18 protein-coding genes are annotated in these 19,616 nt (G+C 68.7%); 12 read left to right on the top strand and 6 right to left on the bottom strand.

Features of this window, described 5'->3' with window-relative positions; all coding sequences use genetic code 11:
* The first annotated feature begins 58 nt into the window (after positions 1-58).
* The 5 genes from IPK71_33065 (at position 59) to IPK71_33045 (ending at position 5,196) form a co-directional block, all read left to right on the top strand.
* Positions 59-1,198, top strand: coding sequence for a CDP-alcohol phosphatidyltransferase family protein (locus IPK71_33065; protein ID MBK8218588.1), 1,140 nt, complete (start codon positions 59-61; stop codon positions 1,196-1,198).
* A 125-nt stretch (positions 1,199-1,323) separates the two neighbouring features.
* Positions 1,324-3,750: a TonB-dependent receptor plug domain-containing protein gene (locus tag IPK71_33060; protein ID MBK8218587.1), complete on the top strand. Its 2,427-nt coding sequence runs from the start codon at positions 1,324-1,326 to the stop codon at positions 3,748-3,750.
* Positions 3,751-3,791: 41 nt separating this feature from the next.
* Positions 3,792-4,376: a hypothetical protein gene (locus tag IPK71_33055; GenBank protein MBK8218586.1), complete on the top strand. Its 585-nt coding sequence runs from the start codon at positions 3,792-3,794 to the stop codon at positions 4,374-4,376.
* Positions 4,377-4,420: 44 nt separating this feature from the next.
* Entirely contained in the window at positions 4,421-4,774 is a 354-nt protein-coding gene (locus IPK71_33050; GenBank protein MBK8218585.1) for a hypothetical protein, read from the top strand.
* 41 nt (positions 4,775-4,815) lie between these two features.
* Positions 4,816-5,196: a DUF2809 domain-containing protein gene (locus IPK71_33045; GenBank protein ID MBK8218584.1), complete on the top strand. Its 381-nt coding sequence runs from the start codon at positions 4,816-4,818 to the stop codon at positions 5,194-5,196.
* On the opposite strand, the gene IPK71_33040 is transcribed toward IPK71_33045, so the two are convergent.
* On the bottom strand, positions 5,141-5,533 hold the full coding sequence (locus IPK71_33040; protein ID MBK8218583.1) for a hypothetical protein: 393 nt from the start codon (positions 5,531-5,533) through the stop codon (positions 5,141-5,143). The two genes, IPK71_33045 and IPK71_33040, sit on opposite strands and share 56 nt — an antisense overlap.
* An 83-nt stretch (positions 5,534-5,616) precedes the next feature.
* Between IPK71_33040 and IPK71_33035 the strand changes: the two genes are divergently transcribed.
* The 3 genes from IPK71_33035 (at position 5,617) to IPK71_33025 (ending at position 9,056) form a co-directional block, all read left to right on the top strand.
* Entirely contained in the window at positions 5,617-6,588 is a 972-nt protein-coding gene (locus IPK71_33035) for a transaldolase (GenBank protein ID MBK8218582.1), read from the top strand.
* A gap of 724 nt (positions 6,589-7,312) precedes the next feature.
* Positions 7,313-8,029: an SUMF1/EgtB/PvdO family nonheme iron enzyme gene (locus IPK71_33030; GenBank protein MBK8218581.1), complete on the top strand. Its 717-nt coding sequence runs from the start codon at positions 7,313-7,315 to the stop codon at positions 8,027-8,029.
* Between the two features lie 7 nt (positions 8,030-8,036).
* Positions 8,037-9,056, top strand: a complete 1,020-nt coding sequence (locus IPK71_33025) for a hypothetical protein (protein MBK8218580.1) — start codon at positions 8,037-8,039, stop codon at positions 9,054-9,056.
* 70 nt (positions 9,057-9,126) lie between these two features.
* Here IPK71_33025 and IPK71_33020 read toward each other — a convergent pair whose 3' ends face one another.
* On the bottom strand, positions 9,127-10,614 hold the full coding sequence (locus IPK71_33020) for a hypothetical protein (GenBank protein MBK8218579.1): 1,488 nt from the start codon (positions 10,612-10,614) through the stop codon (positions 9,127-9,129).
* Between the two features lie 245 nt (positions 10,615-10,859).
* Here IPK71_33020 and IPK71_33015 point away from each other — a divergent pair, with 245 nt between their 5' ends.
* A complete protein-coding gene (locus IPK71_33015) occupies positions 10,860-12,206 on the top strand; it encodes a peptidylglycine alpha-amidating monooxygenase (protein ID MBK8218578.1) in 1,347 nt (448 codons plus the stop codon).
* 97 nt (positions 12,207-12,303) lie between these two features.
* Here the strand turns inward: IPK71_33015 and IPK71_33010 are convergent, their stop codons facing one another.
* Together IPK71_33010 and IPK71_33005 are read right to left on the bottom strand one after the other, a co-directional pair.
* Positions 12,304-13,401: an IS630 family transposase gene (locus IPK71_33010; protein MBK8218577.1), complete on the bottom strand. Its 1,098-nt coding sequence runs from the start codon at positions 13,399-13,401 to the stop codon at positions 12,304-12,306.
* A 240-nt stretch (positions 13,402-13,641) separates the two neighbouring features.
* On the bottom strand, positions 13,642-14,274 hold the full coding sequence (locus IPK71_33005) for a hypothetical protein (GenBank protein MBK8218576.1): 633 nt from the start codon (positions 14,272-14,274) through the stop codon (positions 13,642-13,644).
* A gap of 226 nt (positions 14,275-14,500) precedes the next feature.
* On the opposite strand from IPK71_33005, the gene IPK71_33000 reads away from it, so the two are divergent.
* Positions 14,501-15,298 (top strand): hypothetical protein, encoded by a 798-nt coding sequence (locus tag IPK71_33000; GenBank protein MBK8218575.1) that lies wholly within the window; start codon positions 14,501-14,503, stop codon positions 15,296-15,298.
* Between the two features lie 37 nt (positions 15,299-15,335).
* Complete coding sequence (locus IPK71_32995) at positions 15,336-16,130, top strand: hypothetical protein (GenBank protein ID MBK8218574.1); 795 nt, start codon at positions 15,336-15,338, stop codon at positions 16,128-16,130.
* Between the two features lie 186 nt (positions 16,131-16,316).
* Here IPK71_32995 and IPK71_32990 read toward each other — a convergent pair whose 3' ends face one another.
* Complete coding sequence (locus tag IPK71_32990) at positions 16,317-17,675, bottom strand: hypothetical protein (protein MBK8218573.1); 1,359 nt, start codon at positions 17,673-17,675, stop codon at positions 16,317-16,319.
* Between the two features lie 145 nt (positions 17,676-17,820).
* On the opposite strand from IPK71_32990, the gene IPK71_32985 reads away from it, so the two are divergent.
* Complete coding sequence (locus IPK71_32985) at positions 17,821-18,729, top strand: alpha/beta hydrolase (protein MBK8218572.1); 909 nt, start codon at positions 17,821-17,823, stop codon at positions 18,727-18,729.
* Here IPK71_32985 and IPK71_32980 read toward each other — a convergent pair.
* Positions 18,722-19,615: a DUF58 domain-containing protein gene (locus IPK71_32980; protein ID MBK8218571.1), complete on the bottom strand. Its 894-nt coding sequence runs from the start codon at positions 19,613-19,615 to the stop codon at positions 18,722-18,724. The genes IPK71_32985 and IPK71_32980 overlap by 8 nt on opposite strands.
* Between the last annotated feature and the right edge of the window lies 1 nt (position 19,616).

Genomic DNA, 19,616 nt, shown 5'->3' with positions numbered 1-19,616 from the left:
GTCTGATAGCCTCGATGGCCCGCGCCGACCGCCGCGCGCGGTGACGGGCTATTTTCTCATGGTGGCAACTCGAGCTCCCCACGACGACACTGCGCCTCCGCCGGGGCTCCTCGGCCTCTTCTCGTTCGGCTCCACACGAAGGCCCGCGCCTCCGCCGGGGTACGCGTACTCCTGCGAGGACGCGTCACTACTCAAGCCTCTTTACTATCGGCTCTTCGTCAACCCGCTCGCCGCCGTGGCACCGGCGCGGCTCCGCGCCAACGACGTCACCTTCGTGTCGCAGCTCTTCGCGCTCCTCCCGGCGTTCATCGGGATCGCGAGCACGCGGACCGACCTCCCCGGGTGGGTGCTCGCCGTCGTCGCGCCGCTCGGCTACCTCGGGTACATCGTGCTCGATCACCTCGACGGGACGCACGCTCGCAAGACGGGCACGTCGTCGCCGCTCGGCGAGCTCGTCGATCACTGGTGCGACGCGTGGAACGCGCCGCTCCTCACGTTCGCCTGCGGCCTCAACTGGAACGCGTCGCCGCTGCTCGCGTCGGCGTTAGGCTTCGTCACGGGGCTCGCGCTCTGCCTCGCCTACGAAGAGCAGCGCATCACCGGCAAGATGCGGCTCGACGCGCTCGGGAGCAGCGAGGCGCTCACCGGGATGGGGCTCTCGATGATCCTGATGGGGGTCGTCGGGAAAGACGTGGCCGTCGGCATTCACCTCCCGTTCGGTGTCTCGCTCGCGCTCGCCCTCCAGATGGTGAGCCTCGTGGGCAGCGGCGGCGCGATCGCCATGGCGCTCGTCCGAGGGGGACCGCGGCTCTTCGCCGGCGTGTGGCCGTACGCGGCGGGCGCGGGCATCGTGATGGTGTGGGTCGAGCGTGGCCTCGATCTCCGGGTCGCGCCGTTCATGATGGCGGCGCTCTCCGCCACGGTCGCTGGACGCATCGTGATCGAGCGGACCACGGGGCTCCGCGTGCGTGTCGACTACGTCGGGCTCGTGCTGCTCGCGCTCGGGCTCGTGCTCGCCCTCGTCGGGCCGGGGTGGGGCATGACCCGTGTCGCCGCGTGGGTCGTGTGCGCGGTGCTCCTCGCTCGCCCCTGCGCCGACTTTCTCTGGGCGGTGCTCGTGCTCCGGCGGTTCGTGCGGAAGGGCGAGCTCTTGTCGCTCGTGACGGGCGGTGAAGACGCGCCTCCGAGCGAAGGCTGAGGCGCTCCTCGAAGCTCATCCACCTGGCTGTTCCACCGCGCCGAACGCATCGTTTCCGTTCGCGATTTCGCCGCGCATGCGTATCTTACTTTCTCGTTATGTCGAGAGGCGCAGCACACGACCGGTTGCGCGTTCGAGCTGGGATCGCTCCCCTCGTCGTGGCCGCGTTCGTCGCCTCCGGGAGCGTCGCGCACGCACAGCCGCCTCCGCCATCACCACCGCCGCCCACGCCGCTCGCTGGGGTCGTCGCTCCGAAGCTCGTTCGAGACGCGCCCATCGTGTACCCCGAGGGCGCGCACGGCGACGCCACGGTGGTGCTCACGGTCGTCGTCGACAAAGACGGCACGGTGCGCGAGGCCGAGCCGCTCACCCCGTCGCCGCCTTTCTCCGACGTTGCCGCGAAGGCCGTGCGCGCGTTCGTGTACGAGCCGGCGACGCGGAACGGCGCGCCGATCGTCGCCAAGATCCGCGTCGAGATCACGTTCACGGAGCCCCCTCCGCCACCCCCGGAGCCCGAGCCCGAGCCGCCTCCCCCTCCGCCCCCGAAGAAGGGGCCCCCTCCTCCAGTGATCGAGCAGGTCGACGTGCGCGGCCTGCGGGCCGAGTCGGGGCGGACGGCGTCGCTCTCACGCGCCGAGGTACGGCAGGTGCCAGGCACCTTCGGAGATCCGTTTCGCGCCGTCGAGATCATGCCGGGGGTGACACCGATCGTGTCGGGCCTCCCGTACTTCTTCATCCGCGGCGCGCCGCCGGGCAACGTGGGGTACTTCCTCGACGGCCTGCGCGTGCCCGTGCTCTTCCACGTGGGGGCGGGGCCGTCGGTCGTGCATCCTGCACTGGTCAAGCAAGTTGATCTTTACCCGGGCGGGTACCCGGCGCGCTTCGGGAGGTTCGCGGGAGGCATCGTCTCGGGCGAAATGCTCGATCCGCTCGAGCGCCCTCACGGCGAGATGAACCTGCGCCTCTTCGACGTGGGCGCCTTCGCCGAGACCCCGTTCGCCAAAGGGAAGGGCTCGGTCGCGCTCGGGGGGCGCTACTCGTACACCGGTGCGCTCTTCTCGGTGTTCTCGCCGTCGACCATCCTCGACTACTGGGACTACCAGGCGCGCGCCACCTACGATCTGACGCCGAACGATCGGGTCAGCGTCTTCGCGATGGGCTCGTACGACTTCCTCGGACAGAAGCTCGAAGGTGGCGTCGAGGGGGAGCCGCTCACCCTCTTCGGCGCCGAGTTCCACAGGCTCGACCTCCGCTACGACCGTAAGTTCTCGTCGGGGCGCCTCCGGTCCGCGGTCACGATCGGCATCGACAAGTCGCGCATCAGCCAAGACCGCAATACCCGTGATCGCCTGATCGGGACCCGCACCGAGGTCGAGACGCGGCTCTCGCGCGAGGTCCTCCTCCGCGCCGGAACGGACGCCCAGATCGACAGCTACGACGTGCAGACCGGGCTCTCGGATCTCGGCCCCGCCGCGGCCACCATCGCCTCGCTCTTCCCGTCCCGCGCCGACTTCGTGATGGGCGCGCGCGCCGACCTCGTCCTGAAGCCAAACGATCGCCTCGAGGTCGTGCCGGGCCTCCGCGCCGATCTCTTCGCCTCGCAAGGGGCGACCGCCGTCGGCATCGATCCGCGGGTCGCCACGCGCACCCAGCTGACCGACAAGCTCGCGCTCTTGTCGGCCGCGGGCCTCGCGCATCAGGCTCCCGCGTTCGTCGTGCCGGTCCCCGGGTTCACGCCGGGTGGCATTCGCGGAGGTTTGCAGAAGGCCGCGCAGCAGAGCCTCGGCCTCGAGCTCGCTCTCTTCACCGACACCACGCTCACGGCCACCGTGTTCCACAACGGCTTCTTCGACATGAGCGATCCGCTCGGAGCCACGGCCCCCGTCCCGCCGGGCTGCTCCCCGGGCACGTTCCCGACGGACACGCTCGCCGGCGATCGCGGCGCGGGGCCCGGCGGCGGCGGCGGCGGAAATGCGTGCGGCGCGCGCTTCACTCCCGGCACCGTGGGCCCCGATCGTTCGGGCGGAGGTGGGCAGGGCAGCGAGACACGCGGCACCCAGCGCACGGCCACGGCCCTCGAGGTCCGCACACGCGGGCGCTCGTACGGCGTCGAGCTGTTCGTGAAAAAACGCCTCACGAGCCGCGTGGGTGGGTTTTTCTCCTACACGCTCTCGCGCTCCACGCGCACGTTCGAGGATCGCGAGTACCTCGCCACGTTCGATCGTGCGCACGTGCTCAACGTGGCCCTCGCGTACGACCTCGGCCGAAACTGGCGCGCCGGCACGCGCGTGGTCTTCTACACGGGCGTGCCCAAGGCCCCCGATCCGACCGACCCCGACACCTCGCGCCTCCCGCCCTTCTTTCGTGTCGACCTCCGGCTCGAGAAGAAGTGGCAGCTCGGGAAGACGGCCTGGATCTCGGTGGTGGCCGAGTGGCTCAACGCGACGCTCACGAAGGAGTCGATCGCGCAAAATTGCACTCTGCAAGGGTGCGAGGCCCAGTTCATCGGGCCCGTGACCATCCCGAGCCTCGGGCTCGAGGGAGGGATCTGATGGGAGTCTCGTCTCGTCGTCGTGCGTTCGTAGGGCGGCTCGTGAGGTCCCTCGTGGCGTCCTCCGCGCTCGTGGGTCCGTGTGCGCTCTCGGCCTTTTCCGCCTGCGGGACCTCGAGCGACACCCCCGTCGACGCCGGCCCGCCTCCGTGCGACAGCGTCTGCCAAGACGAGACGGCCGTGCGCGCGATCCGCGAGACCATGAAGCTCGTCTACAACTTGACCCTCCAGGGGAAGCCGGTGGGAAAACAAGATCAGGCCATCGCGTGCCCGAAGGGGGGCCGCGCGTACGTCTACGGGGAGGCCTCGTCGAACGCCGAGCAGGGCACGACGGCCGTCTCTCTCTCGTACGAGGCCGAAGCGTGCGGCTACCAGCAGCGCGACGACGATGTCGAAGAGACCTACGATCTCGTCCTCCAGGGGAAAATCCAGCAAGACGGGGTGCTGGCCGTGCAGCCCGGCTCGTCGACGGCGCTCGTGATGAAGAGCGAGTCCATCACCGTGAGCGGGACGATCCGCGAGCCTGCGATTCCGTACCGCATCGAGGGGTGTAAGCTCGAGATGACCCAGAACGGAAATCGCCTCACCGCCACGGTGTGCGGGCGCACCGTCGGGGTCGACCTCTGACGAGAGGCCTTTGCGCACGTCGCCCCCTGTGCGACGCTTACCCCATGCGACCCGTCTACATGGCCGTGCTCCCGGGCCTCCTCGTGCCGGTCCTCATGTTCTCGTTCGCGTCGTGCAGCGAGAGCTCCCCCACGCTCGACGGGAGCGCGCAGCGCCCCGACAGCTCCCTCGGAAACGCGCCGGACGGGTACGTGAGCCCCAACGATCCCGTCGCCCAATGCCAGACCGTGGGCGGCGCGATCAGCCAGTACTCGTGCTGCAAGAACGCCCCCGATTTTCCGAACCGCTGCGATGGCCTCCAATGCTCGTGCGACCTCGCCGAGTCGAAGGAGACGACCATCTGCACGTGCCCCGGCAACGATCTCTGCTGGGACGGAAAGCGCTGCGTACCCCGCTGAGGCGCTCCCGCGTTCGGCTCGTCGGCCTCGCGTGCCTGACCGTGGTCCTCGGGCTCGGGAGCCGCAAGCTCGGCGCGCACCTCCCGCGCTTCGTCGCCGACTACGCGGGGGATGCCCTCTACGCGACGCTCGTGTTTTTCCTCGTCGCGTTCGTCCGCCCGTCCGCGCCTCGTCTCGGTCTTGCGGCCGCGGCCTTCGCGTTTTCGTGCCTCGTCGAGGTGAGCCAGCTCTCCGACGCGACGGTGCTCGTCACGGCGCGTTCCACCGTCTTCGGGCGGCTCGTCCTCGGGACCACCTTCGTGTGGTCCGACATCCCACTTTATGCGCTCGGAGCAGGGCTCGGCGCCGTCGTCGACGTGGGGCTCTTCAAGGGAGTGACGCCGGCATCTTCCGGGCAGCGCCCTCCGCCGCCGTCCGAATGAGCGTATCGCGCGGCGACGGGGCCTCGCTCGAGGCGCTCCCGCGGACGATGGCCACGAGGGCACCTCCGCGCTCCTCGCGCAGCGTCGCCGACACGACGCAGGTGCGCTCGGTGCACGCGAGCAGCGCGGCCGACACCACGAGGTGACGTTTCGCGTGGTGAACCGGGCGCTTCGCGAGCACACCCTCGAGCGACGCGCGCACGAGGGTCGCGTCACGAGGGGCGTCGGCCACCACCTCACCGACGCGCACGTCCGCGGGCTCGCCTGCACCGGCGGCGCCCTCGAACGAAAATACCGCCAAAAGACAGAGCGCGGCGATGGTCGAGGCGCTTCGCATGAGGGGAGCCCATCACGGCCCGCCCGCCTGGGCCAAGTTTCCGGGCTTCCCGCCGCCCGCGTGCGCGGGTACTTTGCGTGCCCATGGCAAACCTCCTCGAGAAGCTCAAAGAGATGACCGTCGTCGTGGCCGATACGGGCGACTTCCAGTCGATCGAGAAGTTTCGTCCCCGCGACGCGACCACGAACCCGTCGCTCATTACGGCCGCCGCCAAGATGCCCGCGTATGCGTCCCTCATCGACGACGCGATCGCCTACTGCAAGGCCGACGGAGGCACCCCCGAGGAGATCGCGAAGCGCGCGATCGATCGCCTCGCCGTGGTGTTCGGCCTGAAGATCCTCGGTGTGATCCCGGGCCGCGTCTCGACCGAGGTCGACGCGCGCCTCTCGTTCGACACCCAGGGCACGGTCGACAAGGCCCGCGCGATCATCGCGCAGTACGCCGCGCAGGGCGTCTCGAAGGAGCGCATCCTCATCAAGATCGCCTCGACGTGGGAGGGCATCAAGGCCGCCGAGATCCTCGAAAAAGAGGGGGTCCACTGCAACTTGACGCTGCTCTTCGGCATTCACCAGGCGATCGCCTGCGCCGACGCGAAGGCGACCCTCATCTCGCCCTTCGTGGGGCGCATCCTCGATTGGTACAAGAAGTCGACCGGCAAGGCCTCGTACGCGCCGCACGAGGACCCCGGGGTCGTCAGCGTGACGCGCATCTTCGAGTACTACAAAAAGCACGGTCACCGCACCGAGGTCATGGGAGCGAGCTTCCGCAACATGGGCGAGATCACCGAGCTCGCCGGCTGCGACCTGCTCACGATCTCGCCGCAGCTCCTCGCCGAGCTCGAGGCCGCCGAGGGAGAGCTCCCCCGAAAGCTCGACGCCGACCGCGCGAAGACCCTCGACATCCCGAAGGTCGACATGACCGAGGAGACGTTCCGGAAGATGCACGCGGCCGACACCATGGCGAACGAGAAGCTCGCCGAGGGCATCGAGGGCTTCTCGAAGGCGCTCGTCGAGCTCGAGACGCTGCTCGCCGCCCGCGTCCGCGCGCTCGGCTGATCGGCACCGCGGTCGTTCGATCGGCCGCGTCGCGCACCTTTCGTGGCCGGTCCGGGCCGACGATGGGCGCCGTTTGTGGGGAAACATGCGACGACAGCTGGCGAGAGTGCTCGGGTACTTGGCCTCGGGGCCCTTTGGCTCGTACGCTAGAGAGACCATGCAGCGTCGTCTCCTTGCTCCGGTCGTCTTCGCTTCGGTCGTCGCGTTCGCGCTCGCCCCCCTCGCGTGCTCGAACGGGAGCTCGGGGGTGCCTGCCATCGTCACGCAGCCCCCTCCCACCGGGGGAGATGGCTCGACCAGTGGAGTAGCAGACACGGGGATTGACGCAGCCGACGCTGCGGAGCCGATCGACGCGGCTGACGCGGCTGACGCGGCTGACGCGGCCGACGCGGCCGACGCGGCCCCAACCGACCCCTGTGCGAATGGCCGATTCGATACTGGTGAGACCGACATCGATTGTGGCGGCCCCAAGTGTCAAAAGTGTCCCGATGGAAAGACCTGCGTCTCGTCCGCGGACTGCTCGGGCGGCTTCTGTGACACTGTGAATACCAAGCAATGCGCGACCCCGTCTTGTATGGACTCCTTCAAGAACGGTGCTGAGACCGACGTTGACTGCGGCGGAGCAACCGTGTGCAGGCGATGCGCGATCGGCCGCGGATGCGCGGCGGATGGGGATTGCGTCAGCGGTCGTTGCGTGAACAACGCATGCGCTTGTCCCGCACGAATGGTCACCGTCGGAAAGTCCACCGGCGGAGCGTATTGTGTCGACGACACCGAAGTGACGAACGGCGACTACGACCGGTTCCTCCAGGCAAACGTTCCTGCCTCTGGGCCGTCGAGCACGCAGCCCATCGCGTGTGCTGCGAATACCACCTATGTCCCGTCTGCCAACTGGCCGCCCCCGCAGCCCCTTTCGGGATCGTTCGGGAACCCGGTTCGAAACGTCGATTGGTGCGATGCCGTTGCGTACTGCCGTTGGGCTGGAAAGTCTCTGTGCGGAGACCTAGCTGGGCAACCGATCGCTGCAGCCGACGCAAACGAATACACGCGCGACGCGTGGGTAAACGCGTGCACGAACCAAGGGGCCAATGTGTTTCCCTACGGAGCTGCGTACGTCCCGGGGCAGTGCTATAATTCAAGTCTGGGCAAAGTGTCGGATTGGACCGACCAGGGGACCTACGTCGGAATCCCTCTCACCAACCCTCCGCAGGCGAGGTCTTGTCAGGGAGGCGTGACGAATCTCTTCCAGATGAGTGGAAACCTGGCGGAGTGGGAGAATTCCTGCGACGCCGCCGCGGATACGTGTCTGGTCCGAGGCGGTAGCTACCTCTCTACTGCCCCAGCGACGAACCTGGCTTGCAAGTTCCCGACGGGGACCCCGCCTGCTGTCGGACGCCTCATCAAGCGCGACGACATCGGATTCCGCTGCTGCCAGTATTGATCCGCGCATGACCCGGGCGCGTTCCGCCCTCGATTTCGCGCTCAGGCTCGCGTTCTTCGCGGCCGCACCCGTGGCGATCGTCAAGGCCGCGTCCCTCTTCCCGGTGGGCGCGGCCGTCGTGCAGATCGCGATCGCGATCGGCGTGTTTTGTGCGGGGGAGGCCGCGCGTGGGCTCGCGGAGCGCTCGGGGCTCGCGCGGAGGCTCCTCCGTAAGCAGCTCGAGCTCGAGGCGTTCTACCGGGAGAACCCGCCGCGCCCGTTCCTCTACTACGTCTTTTATCCGCTGCTCCTGCCGTACGCGCTCTGGAACAAGAGCGCCCGGCGCGAGCTCCTCTTGTTTCGTGGCTTCACCGTGCTGAGCTTCGTGCTGCTCGCCGTGTCGCTCGCCCGGGAGTACGTGAGGCGCTTCCCGCCCGAGCTCGGACCGCACGAGTTCTTCCCCTTGGCCGCCGGCACGTTCGCCGTCGAGACGCTCGTCGTGCTCGCGTTCGTCGTGCCCATGGCGACCTCGGTCGTGCATTTCCACCGAGAAAACGCGCCGAAGCGCCTCGGCGTGCTCCTGTTCGTGGCCACGGTGTCGATGGGGCTCTCCGTGTACCGGATCACGAACAAGCGCGATCCGCTCGTCTCGTACACGACCAAGCAGCGTGTTCGCTTCCGCACGGCGATGGCGCCGCGCTTCGCCAAGGAGGCGCAGACCCGCGCGCTCCGCGTGGCGTGGAAGGTCCTGCCCCACACGGCCGACGACATCGAGTCCGACGGGAAGGTCGAGGGGTTCCCGCTGGAGATGGCCCGCGCGGCGCTCGAGCCCTTCTACAAGAGCGACGAGGCCGAGGCCTTCGACCTCTGGTACACGCAGGCCAAGGTGGGCGGAAAGAGGGAAAAGACCCTCGTTTTGTTCTTGGCGGCGACGCGCGGCAAGGAGGCGATGTGGCTCTCGATCGACACGACCGAGAAGGTCACGAACGACCCGAAGCGCCTCCCGCAAGGCGCGTTCAAGGCGATGTGGCGCGCGGCGTCGCGTTGAGCGCACGAACGAACCGGGGCGGAGCCTTTCGACCCCGCCCCGCAAGAGACGACGCTCCGGTCGGTTGAACCTACTGCTTCACCTCGCACGAGAGGTCCTCGGTGACGAGCTCGAGGCCCTGGGCGCCCGCGTCGCGCAGGTAGGCCACGATGAAGCCGCCGCCCTTCTTGGCGAAGAGGCGCGCCTCGGTGGCCTTCTCTTCGCCTGTGGTGACGGCGTGAGGCTTTCCGGCGGCCCGGAACGCCGCCGTGATGGGGACGATCTCGAGGGTGCCTTTGCCCTTCTCGGCGTCTTCCACGTACGCGAGCCAACGCTGTCCTTTGGCGTCGCGGAGGAACTCGGGCCGACCTTCGGTCTTGCTTTCGTCCTCGTCGGTCAGCACTTGGGTGAAGGCGGCGGGCATGGCGTGCGTGTCGCCCGGGATGCGCAGCGAGCGGAGGGCGAGCCCGTCTTTTCCCGTGGCCACGGCCGTCGAAAGCACGTCGTCTTTGCCGTCGGACGCGAGGTCGGGCATCTGGAAGGTGCCCTTGTACTCGGTGACGCCACCGACGGGCTTCTTGTCGTGACCCATAATCATGGCGACGAGCTTACCCGGGGCGCGCGCGGCGACGAGGAACGAGGTGTCGGAGAGCTCGTGCGACACGGGCGTGTCGAACCCTTGCATCTTCCACGGGCTCGTCGTGACCGGCATGCTGGTGGCCGTGGCCCGAGCGGCGCCCTTGCCCTGCGCGACGAACAGGTTCGCCTGGGCCTTCGCGCCGTCACCCTCGATGACGAGCTCCGATCCGACGATCCACTCGTCGTCGTGAGCGGCATCGTAGAAGGAACGGCAGTCGCGTACTTCCTTGTATTGTGCACCGGGTTTGAGAAGCTCGGCGCCCTTCAACGCCTTGAGCGGGTCGCCGGCGTGCTTGGGGTCGTCGAGGTACGCGGGGCCCTCCCAGGAGACCCACGTGTCGGCCTTGTCGACGGGGCCGCACACGACCTTGCGGGTCTTGCCGACCTCGGGTTTTCCGGGGGCTGCCTTCGCTTTGAGCTCGTCGCGGTAGTCGACGAACGCGCGCACGGTGGTGCCCTCGATCTTGACCGGCGTGACCCGGAACACGATGCGCACCCCGTCGGCGGCCTTGGGGGCCATCGCGAACGCCGAGCCCGGGTCGACCGTGACCTTCTGCATCTTGCCGGCGCCGCCCGCGCCTACGGTCGCGACGTACGGCGTGTTCCCGATCGCGAAGCCGAGGGCGTCGGTGCCGTCGGGCAGCTCGACGGCCGTGATGCCGGTGGCCGCGTTCACGCCCTTCGTCCAGACCTTTTGCCCCTCGACCTTGCACACGGGCTCGGCGGCAGGTGCCGCCGGTGCGGCCGAGGCGCCGGGCGCAGCGGTCTCCGAGGCGTTCGGGGTGGCCGAGGCGGCGGCGCTGCTCGCGGTCGACGCGGCGCCGGGGGTCTCCTTTTCTGCCTTGTCTTTGCACGCGGCGACCGCTCCGAAGGCGAGGAGCGGCACGAGGAGGAAGAGAGGGCGGGCGGCGAGGGCACGTTTCGACGGGAGTCCGTTCATGGTGCCCTACGGTACCGGCTCGTCCCCGCACGAGGTGCAAATTCGGCAACTCGCCGTAACCCCGAGAGAAAGCGCGGGCTCGGCGCCCACTCGCCCCTCGCCTCGTCCGCGCGATCGGGCTCGAGCCCGACCTTCCCGAGCGCGAACGAACGTGGCCGCCATCCCGTACGTGTAGGGAACTCGACTACGTCGCGTCGTCCCCGAATTCCTTGGCGTTCGTGGAGGGATCCCGCATGCTTCCGCCCATGCGCGCTCGTTCGCTCCCGGGCCTCGGCCTCTTGCTCGTCCTAGGGTCCGCCGTGGCCTTCGCCTGTGGCACCACCGCGGGTGTCGATCCCGCTTCGGACGCGGGGCCGTCGCCCACGGTCACGCCCACGTCGACCACGCCGACGCCGACCGCGAACGGCCTCCCCTGCGACGTCGACGCCGTGCTCGCGAAGAACTGCCGGAGCTGCCACGGCACGACGCCGACCTTCGGCGCGACGATGCCTCTCATGACGTACGAGAACCTGATGGCGCCCGCGCCGTCGAACCCGAGCAAGACCGTGCTCGACATGGTGCGCGCTCGCATCCGCGACGACGCGCGACCCATGCCCCAAGCCCCGAACCCGCGCCTCTCGGAGGCCGACATGGCCACCCTCGACGCGTGGGCCACCGCGGGCGCGCCGCGCTCCCAGGCCGTGTGCGGAGGGAACGACGCGGGCCCCGTGCAGCCGCTCGACTGCAAGCCGGACATCAACATCGCGCCCGCGACGCCGTACGAGATGCCGACCACCGCGAAGAACGAGTACGTCTGCTACGGCGTCGACGTGACCTCGCCCGACGACAAACACGTCATCGCGCTCGCGCCGCGCATCGAGAACCCGAAGATCGTCCACCACGTGCTCATCTTCAAGTCGCCCACGGCCTACGGCACTGCGCCGCAGAAGTGCTCGTCGGGGGGGAATCCGCAGTGGGCGCTCATGTACGGGTGGGCCCCCGGCGCGAAGAACATGATGCTCCCTCCCGAGGCGGGCTTCGCCCTCAAGAAGGGCCAGACCACGCACTTCGTGGTGCAGGTGCACTACAACAACGCGCAGGCCCTGCCGAACCAGAAGGACTCGAGCGGCATCGACCTCTGCACCTCAGCGCCGCGCCAGTACGAGGCCGACGTGCTCGCCTTCGGCACGACGAAGATCGACATTCCGCCGAAGAGCGAGTCCGACAAGACCTGCTCGTTCACCGTCCCCGCGCAGGTCCCTGGCGAGCGCACACTCATCGCGGCGATGCCGCACATGCACGAGCTCGGGACGACGATCGAAACCAAGCTCTACAAGGGCGGAACGGGCGCAGCGGTCGATCTCGGCACGGTGCCGAACTGGGACTTCAACACGCAGTACTGGCAGCCGCTCTCCGCCAAGGTGGCCCCCGGTGACGTCATCCGCACGCGCTGCGCGTGGAAGAACACCACCGACGCGACCGTGAAATTCGGCGAGGACACCGAGGACGAGATGTGTTTCTCGTTCACGCTCTACTACCCGAAGATCGATTCGGCGCTCTGGAACTGGGGCTTGCCCGCGGCCGCCGCGAGCTGCGTGAACACGCCGAAGTAGCGCTCACCCCGTCCGCCCGTCCTCGCACATCGGAGCCCACCCGGCGGGTGGGGCGCGCACGGCTCCGCGACCGCGTCCGCGGTCCACACCTTCGAGCCTAGTGTCCTGCGCCTGAAGTTCGTTCACAAAAGTCGTGGAGGCGCTCGAAGATCGCTTCGGGCGTCGCAGTCCAGACGAACGGTACGCCCTCGCGGGCCTTGAGGTAGGCCGAGATGGCAGCCTCGAGCTCGCGCACCGATCTGAAGGCACCGCGCCGGATCGCCTTGTCGGTGATCTCACCGAAGAGTCGTTCGACGAGGTTGAGCCAGGAGCTGTAGGTCGGCGTGAAGTGAAGGTGGAACCGGGGGTGCTTGAGCAGCCAACGGTGCACGCGCGGAGTCTTGTGCGTGGCGTAGTTGTCGATGATGAGGTGCACGTCGGTGCCGCGCGGAACGCGCTCGTCGATCGTCGCAAGGAACCGAACGAACTCCTGCTGGCGGTGCTTTCGGTACATCTTCCAGATGACGTCGCCACGATGAGCGTCGAGTGCCGCGAAGAGCGAGGTGGTGCCGTGGCGCTCGTAGTCGTGCGTCTTGCGTTCCGGCTGTCCAGGCCGCATCGGGAGCAGGGGTTGGGTTCGGTCGAGTGCTTGGATCTGCGACTTCTCGTCGACGCAGAGGACGACCGCGTTCTCGGGCGGGCTCATGTAGAGCCCGACTACGTCGCGCACCTTCTCGATGAAGTGAGGATCGGATGACAGCTTGAAGCTGTCCACACGGTGGGGCTTAAGGCCGAAAGCTCGCCAGATGCGCCCAACAGAGCTGCGAGACAGGCCACTCTCCGCAGCCATCGTCGCGCGACTCCAATGGGTTTGGCCCTGCGGCAGCGACTCGAGGGTGCGAGCGAGCACGCGTTCGATCCGTTCATCGTCGATGACACGAGGTGCTCCGGAACGTGGCTCGTCCGACAATCCTGCCAGGCGATCCACGCGGAACCGCTCGCGCCACTTACCGACCGTCGGGAGCGAGACTTGGAGCAGCTCGGCGACCTCGGTATTGGATGCCCCCGACGCGCACGCGAGCACGATCCTGGCGCGAAGAGCCAACTGCTGGGCGCTCTTCCGCCGCCGCGTCAAGCGTTCGAGCTCGACCCGCTCGTCGTCGGAGATGCTCAAGGGCTTGCGAGGTCGACCCGGGTGCACGATGGGCTGTGTCATGCACCCCGAACGTCCGTACCACAACGCAAATTCCCGGATATTTTAGAAATGAACTTCAGGCGCAGGACACTAGGTCGACGGTCACGATTCCCGAACAGACGAACATGGACTGTTTTGGGCCGGGACCCAAAACCAGGAGGTGGGGCCCCAGCGGGCTTTGCCCGTGGGGCGGAGGACAGCGTCCTCCGATGACAAGACAGGCTAAATCATCGGTCTTGATCGAAGACCATGACCGATGACTTAGCCGTGAGCGGGCGGGGGCGCGCCGGGGCCGGCCTTGAAGAGCGGCCCCGGGATGGGGAGCACCACGCGACCGGCGGCCGAGTTCAGCAGGATCGCGAGCGCGAGCCAGAGCGCGATGGCCGCGAGCCCCACCGTGCACGCCGCGATGGGCATGGCGAAGGCCTTCGTGTGGAGCAGGTCGGCCAGGATGCGGAACGTGAAGAGGAGCACGATGTCCGCGAGGAACGCGAAGAGGAGCTTCGAGAAGTACCCGAACGCGAACATCAGCACCGTGAAGATCACGAGGAAGCAGCAGTCGACCGCGAAGACGATGTGCCCGTTCGGGAGCTTGCCGTCCGCGATGCCCATGAGCGACCAGTAGTTCATGCCCCAGTTGAAGGCGAAGGTCGTGAAGAGCGTCCCTCCGAGCAGGTTCTTGTTGGCGAGCGCCATCAGGCCGGCGATGAGCTGGCAGCCTCCTCCGAAGAGCAGGCAGAACATGGCGCAGGTGCGGAACGCGTCCGGAGTGAGCGCCTGACCGAACGCGATGGGCAAGAGCGCCGCGCACCCGACCGAGAGGCCCAAGAGGCCGAGGGGGCTCGATTCGGCGAAGGGGTTCGGGGCGGCGGGGGCTTGGGGGGCGGCTTCCATGTTGCGGCGCACAACCTAGGCCGGGTTCGATGCTCTGTCCAAGCCGAATTGGCCTCAGGTGACGATGCCGCACTGCAACGTAACTCACCATGGGGGACCCGCGGGGTCGGGGCGTGGACCCTGCAACGATGCCGGCTCGGGTCCTCGGCTTTCGTGGGCTCACGAGGAAGTGACGACGCCGACGAGATTTCGGCGCGACATCGGCTAGAGAGCGGCTCTTCCCCGCGTGACCATGACCTCGTCCGGAAAAAAGCGCCTCGTGGCCCTCGTGGCCATAGCCTCGGTCGCCCCGCAGCTCGCGGGCTGCGGAGACCTCGCCTTGCCGCCGCCGGTCGCGCCGACCAAGGTGATGCCCGAAGTGACCGACGTGCCGACCGAGCCTGTTCCCCAGGGAGGCGGTCGGGTTCTGCTCGACGCGAACGGCGAGAAGGCGCGCGTGCTGGACGTCTCCGGCGCGACGTTCTCGGGGCAAGGGTACGCGGTGAGCATGGTCGCTTCACGACCGCTCTGCGCGTCTACGCCGTGTGTGGTCGATCTCGCACGCGGTCCCCATAGGCTCGTCTTCGTCTCGCCGACGGACCCGAATCGTGGCAGCAGCGTCGAGATCGACGTCGGGAGCCGGCCGAAGGTCGTGAGGCACGCGATGGGAGAACGCATCGAGCACGGCGCGCTCCGTACCGCGGGCACCATGACCATGTCGATCGGGGGGCTCGGGGTGCTTACCGGGGGCTCGATCCTGCTGACCGGCTTGCTCCTCTCCGGGGTCGACACCACGTCGCGGTCCACGGACACGAGCGCGTCGATCGTGAGCGCCGGTGGGGCCGTGCTCGGCATCGGCGCCGGTGTGCTCGCGCTCGGGGTCACGTTGGGCATCCTCTCGCGGACCGAGGTTCGACCGGGCTCGACCACCGAGTGGCTCACGGAGGGAGAAGGGCGAACGCTCCCGGAGCCTCGCTCGACGACGACCGTGACCTCGCGTCCGAGGCTCGGGCCGTCGGCGAACGGAGTAGGCTTCTCGTTCTGAGGTCGCAGCGCCCTATGGCGCGAAGGCACGGAGGATCATGGTAGGGAAGGTCGTCGCGCTCGTCTCCCTTTCGCTCGTGGGGCTCACCGCGTGCGTGTTCTTCGTGCCCGGTCCGAACGACGACGTCGGCGCGACGTGCCGGCTCACGAGCGACGAGAGCAGGACGCCGTGCGGGATCTGCCTCGCCGCGTCGTGTCAGGACGCGCTCGACGCGTGCTGCGCCGAAGGGGAGACCTGCGAGCGTACCATCGCGTCGCTCGCGCTCTGCGACTCCGACGACTCGAAATGCGCCGCGCGCGGGACGTCGGCCTCGGAGGAGGTCCTTCGCACCTGCGCCCAGGCCCGCTGCCGCTCGCTCTGCGAGGACGGCATCCGAGGGGAGGTCGACGCCGCGAAGCCGCCCCGTGTCACGTGCGAGAGCTCGCTCGACCAGTGTTTCTGCGAGGCCACGGACGACGGAGGCACGACCACGGCGCCATCTTCGTGTCGGACCTCGTCGGGAAGCACGGGGATGCGATGCTGCGCCGAGAGCGGGTACCCCGGTACCACGGGCGCGCGTTGCGCATGCCGCCTCGTCTATTGCCTCGAGTCCTCCGGGACGTGCCGGTGTGGGTACTTCGGGACCACCGACAGCGACGCAAAGAGCTCGTGCGGGGGCTCCCTTCGGTTGTGCTGTCGTGACGCGACCCGCACGAGCTGCGAGTGCCGCGTCGGGCTCGAGACGTGCCCGAGCGACATGGTAGCCACCGACTCGTGCTCGGCGTCGTCGATCGATTGCCTGCTCGACGACGACAAGAAGAACACGAGCCCCGTCACGACCTGCTCGCCCTGAGGCCTCGCCTCGTGTGGGGAGGGGTGGGAGCTTCAAAAAGCATCGCCGGCGATGCTTCGAGGCATCGCCGGCGATGCCGGGAGAGGACGGTAGGGCAGGGAGAAATGCGGTGCGGGGGCTCTTCGTAGGCCTTCGAAAGAACATCGCCGGCGATGCTTCGAGGCATCGCCGGCGATGCCGGTCGGGTCACTTCTTCGCGGCAGGAGCGGCCGAGGGAGCGGCAGCGGGCTTCGCGGAAGGGGCGGCAGCCGGCTTGGCGGAGGGAGCGGCCGAGGGAGCGGCGGCGGGCTTGGCGGAGGGAGCGGCCGAAGGAGCGGCGGCGGGCTTGGCGGAGGGGACGGCCGAAGGAGCGGCGGCCGGTTTGGCCTGCGGGAGCTTGGCTGCGGCCTTCGTGGCGGGCTTCTCCGCAGCGCTGGTGGCCGGAGCGGCGGAGGTGATCTCGGCGGCGCTGGCGGTACGCTTCACAGTGAGCTCGAAGCTGAAGCCGCCCTGAAACTCGGCCGGAGCGCCCTTGTGGTTGTCGCGGAGGTTCAGGGTGTACGTGCCGGCCGTGAGGTCGACCTCGGCGGCGTCGTCGCCCTCGTGCGAGAGAAGCTCCTTGCCGCTCGAGTCCTTCACCGTGACGACGGGGTCGAGCGGGATCTTGACGGTCGACGGGGCCTTCGCGTGAAACTCGAACGTGCCGGGCTTCGTGACGGTGAACGTGAGCGTCTTGCCGAGGTCGTCCGTGATCTTGCCCGTGCAGGGCTCGGAGGGCGCCGACTCGTCGACGATCTCGCAAGCGTCCTTGTGGGCCGAGGGCGGGGGATCCTCGCCGAAGATGGCCATGGGAGCCCCCGAGACGAGGCAGAGCCCCGCGAGCACGGCGCCGATCGTGGCGTTGCGCTTGGTCGAGCCGACCAGCGCGGTGCGGCCTTTGCGCGACATGAGCAGGTTCCCGAAGAGGCCCGCCTCTTGGGTGATGCCGCCGCCCACGAGCTTGCCCATCACGAACACCGACCCGTCGGGGCGCACGACGGACTCGATGCACTCGACGCTGTCGGCCGACTTGTCACCGCCGGGCGAGCTCACGCTCCAGCGGAAGTTGCCGAACTGCACGTCGCCCCAGGCTACGCCCTGGACCTGCTTGGCCGACTGCTCGTAGTCGGTGTCGATGCCCTTGGTCGAGTCGACCGCGACGGGGCCGGAGCCGTCGTTCACGTAGAAGACCGAGCCCACCTTCTGCGTCGTGATGTTCGACGAGCCGGTCTCGCGCTTCATGCCGTTCTCGGTCTTCACGTACCTGTGCCAGTTCTGGCGGAGCTCGACTTTGTACGCGAGGCAAGGGCGGCCCGACACCGGCGCGTAGAGCGGCTGCTGCGGCGCGATGATCGCACCTTCGCAGCTCACGAGCCCCTTCGCGTCGGCCGACTGCGGGTTCGTCGCGACCTCTTGCGTCTTTCGGAAGGGCGCCGCGAGGATCTTCTTCATCTTCCTGTACTGGAGGACGGCGACGAGCGCGGGGACGACGGTGAACAGGAGAACGAGAATGCCGAACGAGTGCATGGGACCCTTCCGAGGGAGAACCGCTCTCCCTCACCGCCCTCTCGTACGGGGGCACAGCGCCGTCCTTCCCTGATGGGCGCAAAATCGACGCGCCCCTCGGTGTGGCGGCGCGGCGGCCGCGGGGGCCTGCGGTACCCTGTCGAGCATGCGCGTACGCGGCGATGGGGTCGAGCTTCACGTGGAGGACTTCGGGGGCGGTGGTGAGCCTCTCCTGCTCGTCATGGGGATCGGCGCCCAGAAGGTCTACTGGCCCGACGAGCTCTGCGCGCGCCTCACCGCGCGAGGCTTCCGTGTCGTGAGGATGGACAACCGCGACGTGGGGGAGTCCTCGCACCTGTCGCATCTCCCCGTGCCGGATCCGCGGCTCGTCATGGCCAGGGCCCTCCTCGGGCTGCCTGTCGATGCGCCTTACAATTTATCCCATATGGCTCACGACCTCACGGCCGTGCTCGATGGTCTCGGCCTCGAGAGCGCGCACGTGGCCGGCATGTCGATGGGGGGCATGATCGCGCAGACCTTCGCCATCGAGCACGGCGCACGCGCGCGCTCCCTCGCGTCCATCGCCTCGACGACGGGGGATCGGCGCTACGCGGTCATGGCTCGCCCGAAGGCGCTCGGAGCGCTCCTCGGAGCGCCGCCACGGACACGCGAGGAGTACGCCGAGCGCATGGTCGCCATGCAGGCCGCCATCGGTGGGAAGACCCACCCGCGCGACGACGAGCTCCTCCGGCACATCGGGCGTACGTCGTACGATCGCGGTCCGAACCCCGCCGGGTTCGCGCGGCAGCTCGCGGCGATCGCGGCGTCGGGCTCGCGGCGTCGCGCCCTCGCCGAGCTCCGTGTGCCGACCCTGGTCATCCACGGGACCCAAGACCCGCTCGTGCCCGTCGAGGCGGGGAGAGCCACGGCGAGGCTCGTCCCCGGCGCGCGGCTCCTCGAGCTGTCGGACATGGGACACGACCTGCCTCGCCCGCTGTGGGACACCCTCGCCGACGCTCTGTGGAGCCACGCCCGCGACGCTCTACGAGCTCCGCCGCGCGGCCGGGTCACCTGAGGGCGTCGAGCACGGCCCGCACGACCACCACGGGATCGTCGGTGGTCTTCGATCGCACGAGCCGCGCTCCTCGCGCGAGGAGGGCGCGCTCCCATCCGTCGCGCGCGGCGCCCAAGGCCTCGAGGTATCGCTCTCGGGCGTCCCCGTCCGTGTCCACCTGGTAGTCACCCTCGAGCGACGCGAGCCTCGTCGAGTCTTCGAAGGGGAAATCGAGCTCGTCGGGGTCGAGCACCTCGAGCACCACGAGGACACGACCCTTCATCGCGATGGACGAGATCGCGTCCTTCGCGCCGTCGCCGAGGTCGAGCAGATCGCTCAGCACGACCACGGCCGACCCGCGCCTCGCGGCCCGGGCGATGGCGCCCACCCCGGCGTCGAGGAGCTCGGACTCTCGGGAGGTATCTCCTGTGGCTTCGAGCGCTTCGAGCGTGCCGACGAGCCGCTCGAACGACTCTCGCCCCGACGAGACGGGGAGCGGGCGTTGGGTGCCACCGATGAACGAGCACCCGACCGGGTCGCCTCCCGTGATCGCCACCCGCCCGAGCGCCGCGGCCACGAGCGCCGCGAACGCGAGCTTCGAGCCTGGCGAACGCGCACCGCGGTAGGACATGCTCGCCGTCGCGTCGATGCACAGGCGTAGGGCGCGGTCGGTCTCGGTCTCGAACTCGCGCACGAGCAGGTGCTCGTGGCGCAAGAGGGAGCGCCGGTCGAGCCACCGGAGATCGTCTCCCGGAACGTACGGTCGATGTCCGCCGAACTCGACGCCAGCGCCTCGCCTCGCGCTCCTGTGAGATCCTGCGTACACGCCCTCGGCGACGAGCCGCGCCCGCATGCGCAGCGGTGCGAGCGTCCCCCAGTCGATGGCCGTGCGGAGCTTCTGCGTCATC

It is taken from the genome of Myxococcales bacterium (genome assembly GCA_016712525.1).
GTDB lineage: Bacteria > Myxococcota_A > Polyangia > Polyangiales > Polyangiaceae > JAAFHV01.
The sequence above is the reverse complement of the archived record's forward strand: the minus strand, read 5'-3'. Positions and strand labels throughout refer to the sequence as shown.

Coding starts and splice junctions, on each gene's coding strand:
- IPK71_33030 (MBK8218581.1), top strand. CDS start 7,313: ATGGTCACCGTCGGAAAGTCCACCGGCGGAGCGTATTGTGTCGACGAC.
- IPK71_32985 (MBK8218572.1), top strand. CDS start 17,821: ATGCGCGTACGCGGCGATGGGGTCGAGCTTCACGTGGAGGACTTCGGG.
- IPK71_32990 (MBK8218573.1), bottom strand. CDS start 17,675: ATGCACTCGTTCGGCATTCTCGTTCTCCTGTTCACCGTCGTCCCCGCG.
- IPK71_33050 (MBK8218585.1), top strand. CDS start 4,421: ATGCGACCCGTCTACATGGCCGTGCTCCCGGGCCTCCTCGTGCCGGTC.
- IPK71_33040 (MBK8218583.1), bottom strand. CDS start 5,533: ATGCGAAGCGCCTCGACCATCGCCGCGCTCTGTCTTTTGGCGGTATTT.
- IPK71_33010 (MBK8218577.1), bottom strand. CDS start 13,401: ATGACACAGCCCATCGTGCACCCGGGTCGACCTCGCAAGCCCTTGAGC.
- IPK71_32995 (MBK8218574.1), top strand. CDS start 15,336: ATGGTAGGGAAGGTCGTCGCGCTCGTCTCCCTTTCGCTCGTGGGGCTC.
- IPK71_33025 (MBK8218580.1), top strand. CDS start 8,037: ATGACCCGGGCGCGTTCCGCCCTCGATTTCGCGCTCAGGCTCGCGTTC.
- IPK71_33015 (MBK8218578.1), top strand. CDS start 10,860: ATGCGCGCTCGTTCGCTCCCGGGCCTCGGCCTCTTGCTCGTCCTAGGG.
- IPK71_32980 (MBK8218571.1), bottom strand. CDS start 19,615: ATGACGCAGAAGCTCCGCACGGCCATCGACTGGGGGACGCTCGCACCG.
- IPK71_33020 (MBK8218579.1), bottom strand. CDS start 10,614: ATGAACGGACTCCCGTCGAAACGTGCCCTCGCCGCCCGCCCTCTCTTC.
- IPK71_33035 (MBK8218582.1), top strand. CDS start 5,617: ATGGCAAACCTCCTCGAGAAGCTCAAAGAGATGACCGTCGTCGTGGCC.
- IPK71_33005 (MBK8218576.1), bottom strand. CDS start 14,274: ATGGAAGCCGCCCCCCAAGCCCCCGCCGCCCCGAACCCCTTCGCCGAA.
- IPK71_33065 (MBK8218588.1), top strand. CDS start 59: ATGGTGGCAACTCGAGCTCCCCACGACGACACTGCGCCTCCGCCGGGG.